A 15,822-nucleotide genomic window follows, 5' to 3' on the forward strand; every position below is an offset into this window, starting at 1 on the left:
GGATGACCCGGCTGTTGGTGGCGGTGGATCCGGCGGTGGGTGTGGAGCCCGCGGCGCTGGCGAAGGCTTGGGACGGCGACGAGGAGGCCGCCGCGCTGGGCGCCGCCTCGGTGCGGGCCCCCGCGCCCGGCAGCTTCCTGCCCGGCCTGGCGGAGCTGATCTGGGTCCCGCTCGCGGTGAACCTGGCCAGCAGCGTGCTGTACGACCTGATCCGCCGGCTGGTCGCCCAGCAGCGCCCGGCGGTGGACGTGACGGAGCTGGAGCTGACCGAGACCGTGTCGGGCGACGATCGGGTGGTGGTCGTCCGGGTCCGGCGGAGCATCGGGTGACCGCGGTCATCGGCGTCTCGGAGCGATCACGCCGGGCGGACGGCTCGTACCTCGTGCGGGTGTCCTTTCCCGACTCGGCCGAGCATGAGGTGGTCGTCGCCGACCCCGCGGTCGACGGCGACGAGGACCGGCTGGCCTGGTACTTCGAGGAGCATCTGCGGTTCCCGTTCCTGGACCAGGACTGGGACGACGACGCGGTGCGCCGGCTGCGGGCGTACGGGCAGCGGCTGTTCGAACAGGTCTTCGGCGGCGCCGCCGCCGGCGGCTACCGGGCGCTGGCACAGCGCGGCTTCGACGGCTGCCGCCTGGAGGTGCGCGGCACGGCGGCGTTCCACCGGCTGCACTGGGAGGCCCTGTTCGACCCGCAGCTGCCGGTACCCGCGGTGCTGCGGCTGCCGGTGACCCGCCGCGTCGACCTGGCCCCGCCCGGTTTCGAGCTGCCGCCCGAGCGCTCCACGCTGAACATCCTGGTCGTCACCGCCCGCCCGGCCGGCCGGGCCGACGTCGGCTACCGCACCATCTCCCGGCCGCTGCTCGACGGGCTGCGCACCGCGGACCGGCCGGTGGTGGTCGACCTCGTGCGCCCGGGCACCTGGCAGGCGGTGGAGCGACAGCTGCGGGCCGCGACGAAGCGGCACGGCTCCGGCTACTACCAGGTGATCCACTTCGACGCGCACGGCGCGGTCGCCGGGTTCGCCGAGCTGGAGGCCGGCCGCGCCGCCGAGCGGTACCTGTTCGGCTCCGGGCACCCGGCCGCGTTCGAGGGCGAGCGGGCGTTCCTGTTCTTCGAGACAGCGGCCGACGGCAAGTCGGAACCGGTGTCGGCGCAGCAGGTGGCCGACCTGCTGGCGGAGCACCGGGTGCCGGTCGCGGTGCTGAACGCCTGCCAGTCGGCGAAGGAACCGGCCAGCGAGGCCAGCCTCGCGCAGCGGCTCGTCGCCGCCGGCGTGCCGGTGACGGTCGGCATGGCGTACTCGGTGACGGTCTCGGCCGCGGAGAAGGCGATGCCGCTGCTGTACACCGGCCTGGCCCGCGGCGACGACCCGGTCACGGCGATGCAGACCGCGCGGCGGAGCCTGTTCGACGACAAGGCCCGCCGGGCGTACTTCGACCAGAGCCTGAACCTCGAGGACTGGGTCCTGCCGGTGGTGTTCGCCCAGCGCGAGGTCCGGCTGCAGCTCACGGAGATGTCGCTGGAGCAGCAGGCCCGCTACTTCGAGCGCGAGGCGCTGGTCGGCGACGAGCCCGGCACCGAGTACGGGTTCGTCGGCCGCGACCTGGACATCCAGGCGATCGAGCGGCGGCTGCTGGTCCGCGAGGACCGCAACATGCTGCTGGTCAAGGGCATGGCCGGCGCCGGGAAGTCGACGCTGCTCGAGCACCTGGGCTGGTGGTGGCAGCGCACCGGCCTGGTGGAGATGGTGTTCCGGTTCAGCTACGAGGACCGGGCCTGGACCCTCGACCAGATGATCCACGACATCGCCGCGGCCCTGCTGGACCGGGTGGAGCAGGCGAAGCTGGAGATGCTGCCCGCCGCCGCCCAGCCGGAACGGCTGGCGCAGCTGCTGCGGGCCCGCCGCTACCTGCTGATCCTGGACAACACCGAGTCGATCACCGCGACCCCGGCGGCGATCCCGCACGCCCTGCCCGAGCCGGAACGCGAACGCCTCGCCACGTTCCTGGCCCGGCTGCGGGGCGGGCGGACCCTGGTGCTGTTCGGCTCGCGCGAGGACGAGGAGTGGATCGGCCCGCGCACCTTCGCCGACAACCTGTACCCGCTGCCGGGCCTGGACGACCAGGCCGCGTCCACGTTGATCGAGGCGATCCTCACCCGGCACGGCGGCACCCGCCATTTCACCGACGCGGACCAGCGCAAGGCCCTGGACGAGCTGACGACGCTGCTCGGCGGATATCCGCTGCCGCTGACGGTGGTCCTGCCCGCCCTGCGCACCCACACCCCGGCGGAGATCCTCGCCGAGCTCCGGCAGGGCGACGGCGACGTCGAGCCGATCGGGTCGGTCGGCCGGGCCATCGAGTACAGCCACGGCAAGCTCGACCCGGCCACCCAGAACTCCCTGCTGCTGCTGGCCCCGTTCACCGCCAGCATCCCCACCTTCGCCCTCGACGAATGCCGGCAGTACCTCGCCGGCCACGAGGCGGTCGGCCGGCTCGGTGCGATCGATCTTCGCGCGGCGGTCGCCGAAGTCGTCCGGGTCGGACTGGCCGCGCCGCAGGCCCAGCTGAGCGACTGGGTGCAGATCCTGCCGGTGCTGCCGTACTTCCTGCGCAACCGCATCCACCAGCACCCCGCGCTGCAGGAGCTCGCGCAGCAGGCGCACTACCTGCTGTACGTGTCTCTCGGACGCCAGATCCGGTTGATGCTCACGTCGACCGACCCGCAAGAACGCGCGGTCGGGCACCTGGCGGCACGCACCGAGTACGCGAACCTGACGACGGCTCTTGATCACGGATTGCGCACCATGCAGCCCATCACCCAGATCATGAGCGCGCTGGAGGAGTACCTGGACCAGACGAATCAACAGGAGAGCCGCCGGCGGCTTCTCGACACCGCCATCGCCGCCGACCGTGGATCCGGCCGCGACGATCTGCGGCGGGAACTCGCGCAACTACACAACCTGGCGGGCAGGGCCGCTCAGGATTCGCGCCGGTTCGAACAGGCCGAGGCGCACTACCTGCAAGCCATCGACATCCACCTGGAGTTCGACGATCGGCGCAGCCTCGCCAACCTCTACGGCCAGCTCGGCATCGCCGCGCGTCTGCAGCGGCGATTCGAAGAGGCCGAAGCCCGCAACCGCCAGGCCCTCGAGCTCCTCACGGAGTTCAACGACCGGCGCAGCGCCGCGACCGGCTACCACCAGCTCGGCGTCGCCAAGCAGGACCAGGGACAGTTCGAAGAGGCCGAAGCCCACTACCGCCAGGCCCTCGAGCTCCTCGCCGAGTTCAACGACCGGCACGGCTCCGCCCGCGTCTACCATCAGCTCGGCATCGCCAAGCAGGAACAGAAACAGTTCGAAGAGGCCGAAGCCCACTTCCGCCAAGCTCTCCAGCTCCTCACGGAGTTCAACGACCGGCACGGCGCCGCCCGCGTCTACGGCCAGCTCGGCATCGCCAAGCAGGAACAGGAACAATTAGGAGAGGCCGAAGCCCACTACCGGCAAGCCCTCAAGCTCTTCCTGGAGTTCGACGACCGGCACAGCGCCGCGGCCGTCTACTATCAGCTCGGCGGGGTCGCGTATGAACAACGACGACTCGATCAGGCCGCAGCCCACTACCGGCAGGCCCTCGACATCGACCTGACGTTCGATGACCGGTTCCGCGCCGCCAGCAGCTACCGCCGACTCGGCAAGATCGCTCAGGAGCGGCAGCGCGGCGACGAAGCCGCGCTGGCGTTCGCCAAGGCGGCCGCCATCTGGCATGAGTTGCACGATGTGTGGCCGGCAGACGCTTTGACGGCCCTGAGTGGCGTTCGACAAGCGCTGGACCCGGACGAATTCCTGCGCATTCTCCAGGCCGAACTGGGCCCCGAACCCGCCGCCGCCATCAACGCCGCCATCGACGCCGCCATCGACGAACGTGGCGAGTAGCCCCTACGGGCGGCCCCGCCTGCGGCGGTGGTCCCGGCGGTCCCGTGAGGGTGCCGGGCCGAGGTCCGCCGTCTTGTAGGTGACCAGGGGGACGGTGGTGGCCACCGGCGTGGCCAGGTCGTGGGTGACCAGGTCGCCGATCACCTGTTCGATGCGCTTGTAGGCGGTCGGCGCCTCCTCGAAGAGCAGCTGCCGGTCACCGCAGACCACCAGCGACCCGACCGCCGTGCGGCGCAGCTCCTCGACCGTGTGCTTAGCCTTCCCCCGGCGCAGGGCGTCGGCGCGGGACATCTTGCGGCCCGCGCCGTGTGCCACCGAGTGGTTGGCCGCGGGGCCCGCGTGCGCCGCGACCAGGTAGGAGCGGGTGCCGCGGGTGCCGGCGATGAGCACGTCGCGGCCGTCGCCGGGTGCCGCGCCCTTGCGGTGCAGGTAGGCCCCGTCGCGGAGTTCGACCAGGTTGTGGCACTGGTCGACGATCGGCTCGGCGTGCTCGGCGCCCAGGGCGTGTGCGACCCGGGCCGCCATCAGCCGCCGGTTCAGCGAGCCCCAGCGGACGGCGTCGTCGTGCGCGGACAGGTAGGCGGCGGGGTCGGGTGCCGGGCCGGCGCCGTGCCGCTCGGTGTGCGAGCGCAGGATCCGCTCGCCGAGGCCGCGTGAGCCGCTGTGGACGATGAGCACCAGGTCGCCGGGCTCGAGCCCGAGGCGGATCGCGTGGGCCGGCTCGAAGACGGTCTCGATCCGGGCGAGCTCGACGAAGTGGTTGCCGCGGCCGACCGTGCCCAGGCCGTCGAGGTGGCCGGCCGGGATGTCGCCGTCCAGCGCCGCCCAGGCCGGGTCGTCGGGGTCCGGCGGGTGGTCGAGGTCGGGGAAGCGGGCGGCGAGCTTCTCCGGTACGGCGCGCTTGAGGCGCAGGGGGAACACGGCGATGCCGCAGCCGATGTCGGAGCCGACCAGGAACGGGTACAGGATCGTCGATCGCATGGCGGCGCCGATGGGTGCGCCCTTGCCGGGGTGCAGGTCCGGCATGGCGGCGACGTGGAGCATGCCGTCGAGGGCGGCGACCTGTTCGCACTGGGCGACGGCGCCGGACTCGATCCAGCTCGACGGTGCGGCGAAGACGGTGACGGTGGCACGGGTGTGCTGCTGAGACAAGACGTTCTCCGGGAAAGGGTACGGGCCTGGGCGTCGGGTGCTGTCCGTCAGAACGTCATGCGGATCATCGTCGCGGAGACCGCCGGGCGCGGCAATCGAATTCCGCCGTTCACAGTGTGGACACAGATTGAACATGGGAGCGCTCCCATGTGACGATGGCGGCTCCGACCGACCGCCATCGGACAGGACCCAGCATGCGATCTCACGCTCGCGCCCTCGCCCGTCTCGGGCTCACCGGACTCCTCGCGACCGCCGTCGCGGCCTGCGCGCCGTCGTCGGCCGCCGCGCTGCCGTACCAGGATCCGGCCCTGCCGGTCGCCCAGCGGGTGAACGACCTGCTCGCCCGGATGAGCCTGGACGACAAGATCGGCCAGATGACCCAGGCCGAGCGGGCCGCCATCACCGCGGCCGAGATCACCACGTACCGGGTCGGCTCGGTGCTGTCCGGCGGCGGTTCCGGGCCCGCGCAGAACACCCCGGCCGCCTGGGCGGACATGTACGACACGTTCCAGCGCGGCGCGCTGGCCGCGCCGCTGCAGATCCCGATGATCTACGGGATCGACGCCGTGCACGGCAACAACAACGTGTACGGATCGACGATCTTCCCGCACAACATCGGCCTGGGCGCCACCCGCGACCCCGCGCTGGTACGGCAGATCGGCCGGGCCACCGCCGAGGAGGTCACCGGCGCCGGGCAGGACTGGACGTTCGCGCCCTGCCTCTGCGTCGCGCGCAACGACCGCTGGGGGCGCACCTACGAGTCGTTCGGCGAGCAGCCGGAGATCGCCACGGCGATGACCACCGTCGTCGACGGGCTGCAGGGCGCCACGCTGGACGGTCCGGCCTCGGTGCTGGCCACGGCGAAGCACTACATCGGCGACGGCGGCACCACCGGCGGCACCGACCAGGGCAACACGCAGCTCAGCGAGGCGGAGCTGCGGGCCGTGCACCTGCCGCCGTTCGCCGCGGCGGTGCAGCGGGGCGCCGGCTCGGTGATGATCTCGTTCAGCAGCTGGAACGGCGCCAAGCTGCACGGCTCCCGGTACCTCGTCACCGACCTGCTCAAGGGCGAGCTCGGATTCTCCGGCTTCACCGTCTCGGACTGGGCGGCGATCGACCAGCTGGACGGCCAGCCGGGCTTCACCCAGGCCGAGGTGGCCACCGCGATCAACGCCGGCCTGGACATGATCATGGTGCCGAACGACTGGCGCGCCTTCATCACCCGGCTGCGGGACGCGGTGCAGGCCGGCCAGGTCCCGATGTCGCGGATAGACGACGCCAACCGGCGGATCCTCACCAAGAAGTTCGAGCTGGGGCTCTTCGAACACCCGTACGCGGACCGGTCCTACGCGTCCACCATCGGCGGCGCCGCGCACCGCGCCCTGGCCCGGCAGGCCGTACGCGAATCGCAGGTGCTGCTGAAGAACGCCGGCGGCGTCCTGCCGCTGGCCAAGTCCGGCGGGAAGATCTTCGTGGCCGGTAAGAGCGCCGACGACCTGGGCAACCAGAGCGGCGGCTGGACGACCAGCTGGCAGGGCGCGAGCGGGAACACCATCCCCGGCACGTCCATCCTGCAGGGCATCCGCAACGCCGTCGGCGGCGCCACCACCGTCACCTACCAGCGCGACGGCACCGGCATCGACGGCTCGTATCGGGCGGCGATCGCGGTCGTCGGCGAGACGCCGTACGCCGAGGGTCAGGGCGACCGGCCCGGCTCGATGAGCCTGGACGCCACGGACCTGGCCACGCTGTCGCGGCTCACCGCGGCGGGCGTACCGGTGGTCGTGGTCCTGGTCTCCGGCCGGCCGCTCGATGTCGCCGCCGAGGTCGGCCGCTGGAACGCCCTGGTCGCCGCCTGGCTGCCGGGCAGCGAGGGCGCCGGGGTGGCCGACGTGCTCTTCGGCGACTACGCGCCGACCGGCAAGCTGCCGGTGACCTGGATGCAGTCCGCCGCGCAGCAGCCCATCAACGACGGCGACGGCAAGGCGCCGCTCTTCGCGTACGGATTCGGGCTGACCTACTCCTCGCCGACCGACACGGCCGCGCCCAGCGTGCCGGGCACCCCGGTCGCGTCCGGGGTGACCGCCACCGGCCTGACGCTGACCTGGCCGGCCTCGACCGACACCGGCGGCAGCGGGCTGGCCGGGTACGACGTCTACCGCGACGGCGTCGCCGCCGGCAGCACCGCGACCGCGTCCTACGCCGTGACGGGCCTGAGCCCGGCCACCCGCTACGAGTTCACGGTGGCCGCCCGCGACGCGGCGGGCAACCGGTCGGCCCGCTCGGCGGCGCTGGCCGTGACCACCGCGCCCGGCGGAACGGGCACCGCCTCCTGCCGGGTGAGCTACTCGACCAACGACTGGAACAACGGCTTCACCGGCACCGTCTCGGTGACCAATACCGGAACGGCCGCGGTAAGCACCTGGAGTCTTCAGTGGTCCTTCGCCGCCGGCCAGCAGGTCACCCAGGCCTGGTCGGCGCGGATCACGCAGGCCGGCGCCGCCGTCACCGCGACCGGCGAGGCGTGGAACCCGTCCCTGGCGGCCGGCGCGACGGCGACCTTCGGCTTCAACGCGAGCCATACCGGCACCAATCCCCGCCCGGCGGCCTTCACGCTCAACGGCAGCGCCTGCGCTCTCGCCTGACTTTCGCACGACTTGTCCTTGTGTGCTCAGCTTCACACCGCCACGACCGAAGAGGGCTAGGAGGGATCACATCGAGTCAGGAGACATCGCGTGGCGCGTATCGGCGGCTTCGGAGCGGCGTTCGACAACCGTTCGCTTCGAACTAAGATCAACTCGGCGGTGTTGACCGCGACCGCCATGGGGCTGATCATCGCCGTCCTGTCGTTGCAGGCGCTCTTCGAGATGAGCTCGACGTCCGTCGACGCGCAGAAGCGGGCCCTGCGGGTGCTGAGCGCGTCGTCGAGCACCGGGGTGAACCTGGAGGCGTACGTCGGGGCCAACACCGCGATGAAGGCGTACCCCGCGCTCGCGGGGGAGGTCGCCAAGCTCAGGGCCGTCCGGCAGGAGAACGTCGACGCCGGCCTCGAGTCGCTGGCCTCGAACCTGGCCGGCACGGACGGCGAACAGGTCGTCGCGAAGATGCAGGCCGACTGGACCTCCTTCAAGGAGTTCCTGGCCGGCATCTCGCCGACCCTCACGCCGCAGCAGCAGGCCAAGAGCCTGGCCGAGTACACCGAGCGGCACAACGAGCTCCTCGCGGACCTGGCCGAGGTGGAGAAGTACGTGGCCTCGGAGGTCGCCGACCAGATCCAGGTGGCCGAGGACCAGAAGACGTCCGCCACCCGCCTGGTGGTGGCCGTGCTCGTCGTCGGCGTGGCGCTCAGCGTCTACCTCGGCATGCGGGTGGCCAACCGGATCCGCCGCGCGGTCGCCGGGGTCTCCCACGTGGCCGAGGGCCTGGCCGAGGGCGACATCACCCGCACCTCCGAGGTGACCGTCAAGGACGAGGTCGGCCGGATGGCGAGCGCGCTCGACCACGGCATCGTCCGCCTCCGCGCGGACATCGTGCAGCTCGCGCAGAACGCCACCACCCTGCAGGCCTCCGCGGAGAACCTGACCTCGGTCTCCGGCGCGGTCGGCACGGCGGCCGCCGAGGCGTCCACGCAGGCCGGGTCGGTCGCCTCGGCGGCCGACGTGGTCTCCAACAACCTGCGGATCGTCTCGTCCGGCTCGCAGGAGATGGGCGCGTCCATCCGGGAGATCAGCACCTCGACCTCGGAGGCGACCGTCGTCGCCGCGCAGGCGGTGCAGGTCGCGGCCGCCACCAACGCCACCGTCGCCCGGCTCGGCGACTCCTCGACCGAGATCGCCACGGTGGTCAAGGTCATCACCTCGATCGCCGAGCAGACCAACCTCCTGGCGCTCAACGCGACCATCGAGGCCGCCCGCGCCGGCGACGCCGGCAAGGGCTTCGCCGTCGTCGCGAGCGAGGTCAAGGACCTGGCGCAGGAGACGGCCAAGGCGACCGAGGACATCACCCGCCGGGTCGAGACGATCCAGTCGGACACCTCCGGAGCGGTGGCCGCGATCGGCGAGATCGCGGCGATCATCGAGCGGATCAACGCCATCCAGACGACGATCGCCTCCGCGGTGGAGGAGCAGACCGCCACCACCCAGGAGATGAACCGCACGCTCTCGGAGGCGGCCGACGGCGCCGGCAACATCGCGGCGACCATCACCGGGGTCTCGGACGCCACCCGGCGGACCACGGACACGATCGACGCCACCCGGCAGTCCGCCGAGGAGCTGGCGGCGATGTCGACGCAGCTGCAGAGCCTGGTGTCCCGCTTCCGGTACTAAGCGGTGTTCTCCTCCGCGGCCAGCAGCTTCTGCATCGTCTCGTCCCAGCTCACCAGGCCGTGCCGGGACCGGTAGTCGGCCAGCTCGCCCAGCACGTCGGACCCGACCCGCACCCAGCCGGTGTTCGGGTAGTAGGAGGAGATCATCCGCCGCCACACCGCGACCGGCATCGCGTGCCGGGCCTCGCACGCCCACGGGATCTGCTCCACGCCGAAACCGTTGCCGTCGCGGGTGAAGACCGTGCCCGAGTAGAGGAAGGTCAGCGGCACGTCGCCGGCGTCGAGGGCGTGCAGGTAGCGGGTGCCGATCACCTCGAGGTCGTAGGTGCAGGGCAGGGCCAGGTCGGTCTCGGTGCTGCCGGTGAAGCCGGGGACGGTGGCGTCGCAGCGCATCCACTGGAACGGCTTCAGGGTGTCCGCCCACCGCTCGCGCCCGCCGAACAGCCCGAGCAGCCCGTCCTGCTCGGCAGCGCCGTAGCGGCGGCGCTGCGGTTCGATGCGCACCTGGCAGCGCAGCATGATGGCGTGGATGCGCCGGCCGGTGGTCTCCTCGACGCGCAGCCGCGCGGTCAGCTGCGGCGCGATCGCGTGCGGCTCGGCGAACACGTCGAGGACGGTGAACCGGTAGCCGGTCATGCCGCGCCGACCGGCGGGGCGGGCCGGCTGAAGGCCCGCACCCGGTCGAAGAACTGCTCCATGGCCTCGTGTGCCTCCCGCCCGCCGTCGAAGCCGCGCCACAGCATCCGCAGGCGCCCGACCAGCTCGTAACAGGCGTCCACCGGCACCAGGTAGCACCGCGGTTGCGACCGGTCGGCGTCCGCGTCCCCGGGCCGGGCCGGGCGGCGCACCAGGACCGCCTCGACGTCGGGCCGCAGCAGCGCGAGCTGCGGTGCGCGCGCCACGATCCGGTCCCAGGCCGCCTGCGGCAGGTCGGCCTCGGTCGCGCCGGCCGGGCCCGGATAGGAGGCCACCATCCGGTCCTGCGCGGAGTCGCGGAACAGGAACGCGAGCCCGACCGGAATCTGCAGCTCCTGCCAGGCCCGGTCGTCGATCGCGGCGCCGGGCAGCGACAGGTAGCGCTCCGGCACGGCCCGGTACTGCAGCCGCGCCTGCTCGTCGGTGAACAGCAGGTAGCAGGGGCGGCAGGCGCAGAGCAGCGCCCGGCTGTGCAGGTCGACCACGTGCGAGTGCGCCGCGGGAAGGCCGGCCGCGCACATGTCGCAGCGCTCCCCGACGGTCGGGGCCGGCCCGCTGCGCGCGATCCGGCGCAGCGCGGCCAGCGAGGACCCGGCGCGGTCGGCCCCGCTCATGACGGGGCTCGCGCCGTCAATTGACGCTCGGCTCGGGGCGGCGCCACACCTGGTACAGGTCGGCGCCGGCGCCGGTGCCGAACACCCGCAGGACCCGGTCGGCGCGGACGTAGCTCGAGATCTCGGCGGTGACCTCCTGCAGGACGGCCGCCGCGGTGACGACGACGGGCAGGCGGCCGGCGTCGAGGAAGAGGTCGAGGGCGGTCTGCCAGTGGCTCGCCACGCCGCGGTGCCGTACGTGCATCGCGACCACCTCGTGCCGGGGCAGCCGGCCGCGCAGTCTGGTGATCATCTCGTGTTGCGCGGGGTAGGCGCCGACGGCCACGCCGAAGACCACCAGCAGCTCGTCGTCGACGGCGAGCCGGGCCAGGCTGGCCAGCACCGATTCGTCGGCGGCGTCGCGGTCCTCGAGGACCGCGACGGTCGTCGTCGCGCCCTCGGAGGCCCATCCGTCGAGGTCGGCCTGCACCCGCCACCACGCCGCCTCGGGCTCGCGCACGACTATCGGCGCCGTGCGCACCTGCACCTGGCATGCCTTCCGGCTCCGCGGGATCCGCCGCGTGGCCGTGCTGCCGCCGCCGCGCGATGTCGCCGACGACCGGCCTTGAGAGATTCGTTGCCAGATCACGATGCCACCCTTTTGTAGTCACCACGATGCGTTCTACGCACGGTGACCAAGCCTGCACGGTGGATTCGGTCGCCGCCAGACCCAAGCGTGTCCGCACACATGTGGCGCCGCCGCGGTCCGCCACCGTCCGTGGATTGCCTGGTCAGAGCCGCTTTCGGACACTTGTGTCCGGCCCGCGCACAGGGCCGCGCGACACGGGCGGGTGACGTCCTCACGGCACGGCCAGGCCGGGGCGCAACGTCACCTGGAGCAGCGGCGCCGGGCGCGGCGGCAGCTCCATGACGACGTCGGTCACCTCGGGGGCCGCGCACCGGACGGCCGCCTCGATCCGGGCCGTCACCCCCTGCCGGGAAGACTGGCATCCGCCGCCCGCCGGCACCCGCAGGCGCGCCACCCCGGCCTCGTCCAGGCCGAGGAGCTCCGGCTCGTCGGCGAGGCGCAGCCCCGCCAGCGCACGCCGGATCCGCGCGGTCGCGTCCAGCGGATGCAGGTCGTGCACCAGCAGCAGGCTCTCCACCAGCGGATCGGCGCAGAGGCCGGCGAGCTGGTCGGCGGAGAGCAGCGCCGCGATCCGGGTCAGCCCGGCGCCGTACAGGTGCACCAGGCAGCGGGTCAGCTCCTCGGCGAGGCCCGCCGCCCGGGAATCGGCACCCGCGCGCAGCTCCGCCAGGAGCTGGTCCACCCGCTGCGCGGCCGCCTCGGCCGCGCCGGGTTCGGTCATCAGGTCGCCGCCATCCGTACGGTGAAGCCGCGAAGCGTCTGCACGACCGGCGCGAATCCGGCGCCGGCCGGGACGGCACCGGCCGCCGGCGCCTCCATGAACGGCATGAACTTGTCGGGAAACCCGGGCATGGTGCACCCGATGCAGATGCCGCCGACGTTGGGGCAGCCGCCCACCCCGTTGATCCACCCTCGCTTCGCGACGTTGCACCGCACCACCTGCCCCCAGCAGCCCACCTTGACCAGGCAGCTCGACGACCCGTACCCGGTGGCGAAGTCGCTCTGGTCGTAGTAGGAGGCCCGGTCACAGCCGGCGTGCACGGTCGACTCGAACAGCCACTGCGGGCGCAGCGACTCGTCGAGGGCGATCGTGGGCGCCTGCCCGCTGATCTGGTAAAGCAGCTGCAGGATGGTCTCGGAGAGGTTGTCCGGGTGGGTCGGGCAGCCCGGCACGCAGACGATCGGCAGCCCGGTCCTGGACCGCCACTGCCAGCCGAGGTAGTCGGGCACGCCCATGGCGCCGGTCGGGTTACCGGCCATCGCGTGGATGCCGCCGTACGCCGCGCAGGTGCCGACGGCCATCACGGCCGTCGCCTTCGGCGCCAGCCGGTCGAGCCACTCGGTGGTGGTGATCGGCTGGCCGGTCAGCGGGTCGTTGCCGAACCCGCTCCAGTAGCCGTGCTCCTTGTTGGTCTCGTCGGGCACGGACCCCTCGACGATCAGGATGAACGGGTCCAGCTCGCCGCGGTCGGCCCGGTGGAACCATTCGATGAAGCTGTCCGCGCCGCCGTCCGGCCCGGTCTCGAACCCGAGGTACGGCCAGTGCAGCGCGATCTGCGGAACGCCCGGCAGCGCGCCGAGCACCAGGTCCTCGATGCTGGGCTGCGTCGCGGCGGTCAGCGCCACCGACTCGCCGTCGCAGCTCAGGCCGCCGTTCATCCAGAGGATGTGCAGCACCTGATCGTCGTCGGCCCATGGCAGGTTCACCAGCCGTCACCATCCGATCGGTCCGCGATCCGGGTTCCGGGCAGGGGCCGGCGTCTCGACCCTCGATCGAGCCGAGACTATGCGCCGCACCGGCCGCGGGAGAAGACGCCGGCCGCCCGCGTCACCCGAACGGGTGCGCCCGGCGCCCGTAAGCTCGAACCGTCGAAGGGGGTGCGATGCCGGCATCGCTCGAAATCCTGCCCATCGTGGTCGTCGCACAGGACTTCCCGGCGCGGCCGTCCGCGCTTCCGGACGTCCGCGATTTCGTACGCCGGCAGCTGACCACGACGTCGGTGGCCGACGAGGACATCCGCACCCTGTGCGAGCGGGTCGCCGACGTCCTGCTGGACGCGGCCGGCGTGGGCGGCAGCATCCAGGTCTCGCTGCGGATCTTCCCGACGGCGGCCGAGGTGGACGTCCTCTTCAACCCGGACCCGGACCCGAGGGCCGGCCGCGCCGGCGCCGCCCGGCCCGAGGCGCCGGCACCCGCCGCGGCCGGCCACGGCGCCCGAATCGCGGCCGGGCCGCCCGGGCCCGCGGCGCCGGAGGCGGCGCCGGTGTCCGGCGCGCCGTCGTTCGCCGCCTGGCTGTCGGCCCGGCTGCGGACCGAGGGCCTGACCATGGAGGCGGCGGCCCGCCGGCTCGACGTGTCGACCAAGACGGTCAGCCGCTGGGTGGGCGGCGCGACCGAGCCACGCCTGCGCGATCTCTACCGGATCCGCGACGTGTTCGGCGAGCCGCCGTTCCACTGAGCGAACACCTACTTGACATATAGGATTTGGAGAATAAGCCTGGTGGCATGACCACGACCGCACTGGATCTCGCCGCCGACGTCGTCATCGTGGGCGGCGGCCCCGCCGGCACCTGGGCCGCGCTGACCGCCGCCCACGCGGGCGCCGACGTGCTGCTGCTCGACAAGGGATACTGCGGCACCTCCGGCCCGACCGCCTCCGGCGGTACCGGCGTCTGGTACGTCCAGCCGGAGCCCGTGGCCCGCGAGAAGGCGATGGCCGGCCGGGAGGCGCTCGGCGGGTACCTGCAGGACCGGCGCTGGATGGCCCGGGTGCTCGACCAGACCTACGAGAACATGGACCGCCTCGGCGCCGAGGCCCGTTACCCGTTCCCCGTCGTCGACGGCAGGGCGTTCAAGGGCGGCCTGCAGGGCCCGGAGTACATGCGGCGGATGCGCTCCTGGATCCGGCGGGCCGGCGTGCGGATCCTCGACCACAGCCCCGTCACCGAGCTGCTGGTCGACGCCGCGGGTACGGTCGCGGGGGTGCGCGGCCACCGCCGTCAGCACCACGCCGGCTACCGGGTGCGAGCCGGCGCCGTCGTCCTGGCCACCGGCGGCTGCGCGTTCCTGTCCAAGGCGCTGGGCTGCGACGTCGCCACCGGCGACGGCGCGCTGTACGCCGCCGAGGCGGGCGCGGCGATGTCCGGGATGGAGTTCTCCAACGCGTACGGCATCGCGCCGACGTTCACCTCGGTGACCAAGACGGCCTACTACGGCTTCGCCACGTTCTTCGCCGAGGACGGCACGCCGCTGGCCGGCGCGGGCAGCCAGGGCGGCCGCTCCGTCATCGCCAGGGAGCTGCTGCGCACCGGGACGGTGCTGTGCCAGATCGACCAGGCGAGCGCGGAACAGCAGGCGCAGATGCGCTCGGGGCAGCCCAACTTCTTCCTCACCTTCGACCGGCTCGGCATCAACCCGTTCACCGACAAGTTCCCGGTGACCCTGCTGCTGGAGGGCACGGTCCGCGGCACCGGCGGCATCCAGGTCGTCGACGACGACTGCGCGACCAGCGTGCCGGGCCTCTACGCCGCGGGCGACGCCGCCACCCGGGAGCTGATCTGCGGCGGCTTCACCGGCGGCGGCAGCCACAACTCGGCCTGGGCGATGTCGTCCGGCACCTGGGCCGGCGGCGGCGCGGCCCGCTTCGCGGCGGCGCTCGGCGCGGCGGCGGCCCGGCGGCGGCTCACCGGGGCCGGCGGGGTCGCCCTGCGGCCGACCGGCGGCGCGAGCTACGGCGGGGACCCCGGAGCCGAGGCGCGGGACGTGCTGCGGCGGCAGGTGCACCCGTACGACAAGAACTATCTGCGGCACGGCGACCGGCTGCGGCCGGCGCTGGCCGAGCTGGACGAGCTGTGGGCCCGGCTGCGCGCGGGGGCCGCCGCGGAACCCGACGCGACGCCCCGGTTGCGGCAGGCCGCCGCGATGGTGGCGCACGCCCGGTGGATGTACGCCGCCGCGCTGGCCCGCACCGAGAGCCGCGGGATGGCCCGGCGGCAGGACTACCCCGACCTCGACCCGGCGCAGCGCCGCCGGCTCACCGTCGGCGGCCTCGACGAGATCTGGGTACGCCCCGAGTCCGCGGCGCGCCCGGAGCTGGCGGTGGCGTCGTGATCGAGGTCGTGTCGAGCAGCAGGTGCGTGACCTGCGACGTGTGCATCGCGGTGTGCCCGACCGACGTCTTCGACCGCGGCGCCGACGGCATACCGGTCATCGCCCGGCAGAGCGACTGCCAGACCTGCTTCATGTGCGAGGCGCACTGCCCGGCCGACGCGCTGTTCGTCGCCCCGCTCACCCACCCCGCCCCGCCCGGCTCGCCGCTGGGCGACGAGGAGCACGTCGCCCGGACCGGCCTGCTCGGCAGCTACCGCCGCGAGCTCGGCTGGGGCCGCGGGCGCCGGCCCGGCGCCCGTCATGCGGTCGGCCCGGAGCTGGGTCGCGCCCGGATCACCCCGGCGGCACCGGAGCGATCCTGAC

13 protein-coding genes are annotated in these 15,822 nt (G+C 73.0%); 7 read left to right on the top strand and 6 right to left on the bottom strand.

Going from position 1 to position 15,822, the window contains the following annotated elements:
- Positions 1–2: 2 nt before the first annotated feature.
- Positions 3–329, top strand: a complete 327-nt coding sequence (locus ACIBSW_RS38000) for a hypothetical protein (protein WP_354720311.1) — start codon at positions 3–5, stop codon at positions 327–329.
- The gene (locus ACIBSW_RS38005; protein WP_354720313.1) at positions 326–3,934 is read left to right on the top strand and encodes a tetratricopeptide repeat protein; all 3,609 of its coding nucleotides are present in this window, start codon (positions 326–328) and stop codon (positions 3,932–3,934) included. Before ACIBSW_RS38000 ends, ACIBSW_RS38005 begins: the two co-directional genes overlap by 4 nt.
- A 3-nt stretch (positions 3,935–3,937) precedes the next feature.
- On the opposite strand, the gene ACIBSW_RS38010 is transcribed toward ACIBSW_RS38005, so the two are convergent.
- Entirely contained in the window at positions 3,938–5,086 is a 1,149-nt protein-coding gene (locus tag ACIBSW_RS38010; protein ID WP_354720314.1) for an RNA ligase RtcB family protein, read from the bottom strand.
- A 194-nt stretch (positions 5,087–5,280) separates the two neighbouring features.
- Between ACIBSW_RS38010 and ACIBSW_RS38015 the strand changes: the two genes are divergently transcribed.
- Positions 5,281–7,731 carry a glycoside hydrolase family 3 N-terminal domain-containing protein gene (locus ACIBSW_RS38015; RefSeq protein WP_354720316.1) on the top strand — a complete coding sequence of 817 codons (2,451 nt, stop codon included), beginning with the start codon at positions 5,281–5,283 and terminating at the stop codon, positions 7,729–7,731.
- Positions 7,732–7,821: 90 nt separating this feature from the next.
- Positions 7,822–9,411: a methyl-accepting chemotaxis protein gene (locus ACIBSW_RS38020; RefSeq protein ID WP_404799584.1), complete on the top strand. Its 1,590-nt coding sequence runs from the start codon at positions 7,822–7,824 to the stop codon at positions 9,409–9,411.
- Here the strand turns inward: ACIBSW_RS38020 and ACIBSW_RS38025 are convergent.
- The 5 genes from ACIBSW_RS38025 to ACIBSW_RS38045 form a co-directional block, all read right to left on the bottom strand.
- On the bottom strand, positions 9,408–10,046 hold the full coding sequence (locus ACIBSW_RS38025; RefSeq protein WP_354720319.1) for a DUF6084 family protein: 639 nt from the start codon (positions 10,044–10,046) through the stop codon (positions 9,408–9,410). The genes ACIBSW_RS38020 and ACIBSW_RS38025 overlap by 4 nt on opposite strands.
- Positions 10,043–10,720 carry a DUF5947 family protein gene (locus tag ACIBSW_RS38030; RefSeq protein WP_354720321.1) on the bottom strand — a complete coding sequence of 226 codons (678 nt, stop codon included), beginning with the start codon at positions 10,718–10,720 and terminating at the stop codon, positions 10,043–10,045. Before ACIBSW_RS38030 ends, ACIBSW_RS38025 begins: the two co-directional genes overlap by 4 nt.
- A 16-nt stretch (positions 10,721–10,736) precedes the next feature.
- Positions 10,737–11,246, bottom strand: a complete 510-nt coding sequence (locus tag ACIBSW_RS38035; protein ID WP_354720323.1) for a hypothetical protein — start codon at positions 11,244–11,246, stop codon at positions 10,737–10,739.
- A gap of 313 nt (positions 11,247–11,559) precedes the next feature.
- Entirely contained in the window at positions 11,560–12,069 is a 510-nt protein-coding gene (locus tag ACIBSW_RS38040) for a hypothetical protein (RefSeq protein ID WP_354720325.1), read from the bottom strand.
- Entirely contained in the window at positions 12,069–13,055 is a 987-nt protein-coding gene (locus ACIBSW_RS38045; RefSeq protein WP_354720327.1) for a hydrogenase expression protein HypE, read from the bottom strand. The genes ACIBSW_RS38040 and ACIBSW_RS38045 overlap by 1 nt, the downstream gene beginning before the upstream one ends.
- A 176-nt stretch (positions 13,056–13,231) precedes the next feature.
- On the opposite strand from ACIBSW_RS38045, the gene ACIBSW_RS38050 reads away from it, so the two are divergent.
- From ACIBSW_RS38050 to ACIBSW_RS38060, 3 genes are read left to right on the top strand one after another with little or no spacing between them, the layout of a single operon-like run.
- Entirely contained in the window at positions 13,232–13,807 is a 576-nt protein-coding gene (locus ACIBSW_RS38050) for a helix-turn-helix transcriptional regulator (RefSeq protein ID WP_404799585.1), read from the top strand.
- A 47-nt stretch (positions 13,808–13,854) separates the two neighbouring features.
- Complete coding sequence (locus ACIBSW_RS38055) at positions 13,855–15,459, top strand: FAD-binding protein (RefSeq protein ID WP_354730430.1); 1,605 nt, start codon at positions 13,855–13,857, stop codon at positions 15,457–15,459.
- Positions 15,456–15,821 (top strand): ferredoxin family protein, encoded by a 366-nt coding sequence (locus tag ACIBSW_RS38060; protein WP_354730428.1) that lies wholly within the window; start codon positions 15,456–15,458, stop codon positions 15,819–15,821. The genes ACIBSW_RS38055 and ACIBSW_RS38060 overlap by 4 nt, the downstream gene beginning before the upstream one ends.
- Position 15,822 lies beyond the last annotated feature (1 nt).

The sequence above is a fragment of the Actinoplanes sp. NPDC049668 genome (genome assembly GCF_044465445.1).
In the GTDB taxonomy this organism is placed as follows: Bacteria; Actinomycetota; Actinomycetes; order Mycobacteriales; family Micromonosporaceae; genus Actinoplanes.

Coding starts and splice junctions, on each gene's coding strand:
- ACIBSW_RS38015 (WP_354720316.1), top strand. CDS start 5,281: ATGCGATCTCACGCTCGCGCCCTCGCCCGTCTCGGGCTCACCGGACTC.
- ACIBSW_RS38055 (WP_354730430.1), top strand. CDS start 13,855: ATGACCACGACCGCACTGGATCTCGCCGCCGACGTCGTCATCGTGGGC.
- ACIBSW_RS38030 (WP_354720321.1), bottom strand. CDS start 10,720: ATGAGCGGGGCCGACCGCGCCGGGTCCTCGCTGGCCGCGCTGCGCCGG.
- ACIBSW_RS38025 (WP_354720319.1), bottom strand. CDS start 10,046: ATGACCGGCTACCGGTTCACCGTCCTCGACGTGTTCGCCGAGCCGCAC.
- ACIBSW_RS38000 (WP_354720311.1), top strand. CDS start 3: ATGACCCGGCTGTTGGTGGCGGTGGATCCGGCGGTGGGTGTGGAGCCC.
- ACIBSW_RS38040 (WP_354720325.1), bottom strand. CDS start 12,069: ATGACCGAACCCGGCGCGGCCGAGGCGGCCGCGCAGCGGGTGGACCAG.
- ACIBSW_RS38050 (WP_404799585.1), top strand. CDS start 13,232: ATGCCGGCATCGCTCGAAATCCTGCCCATCGTGGTCGTCGCACAGGAC.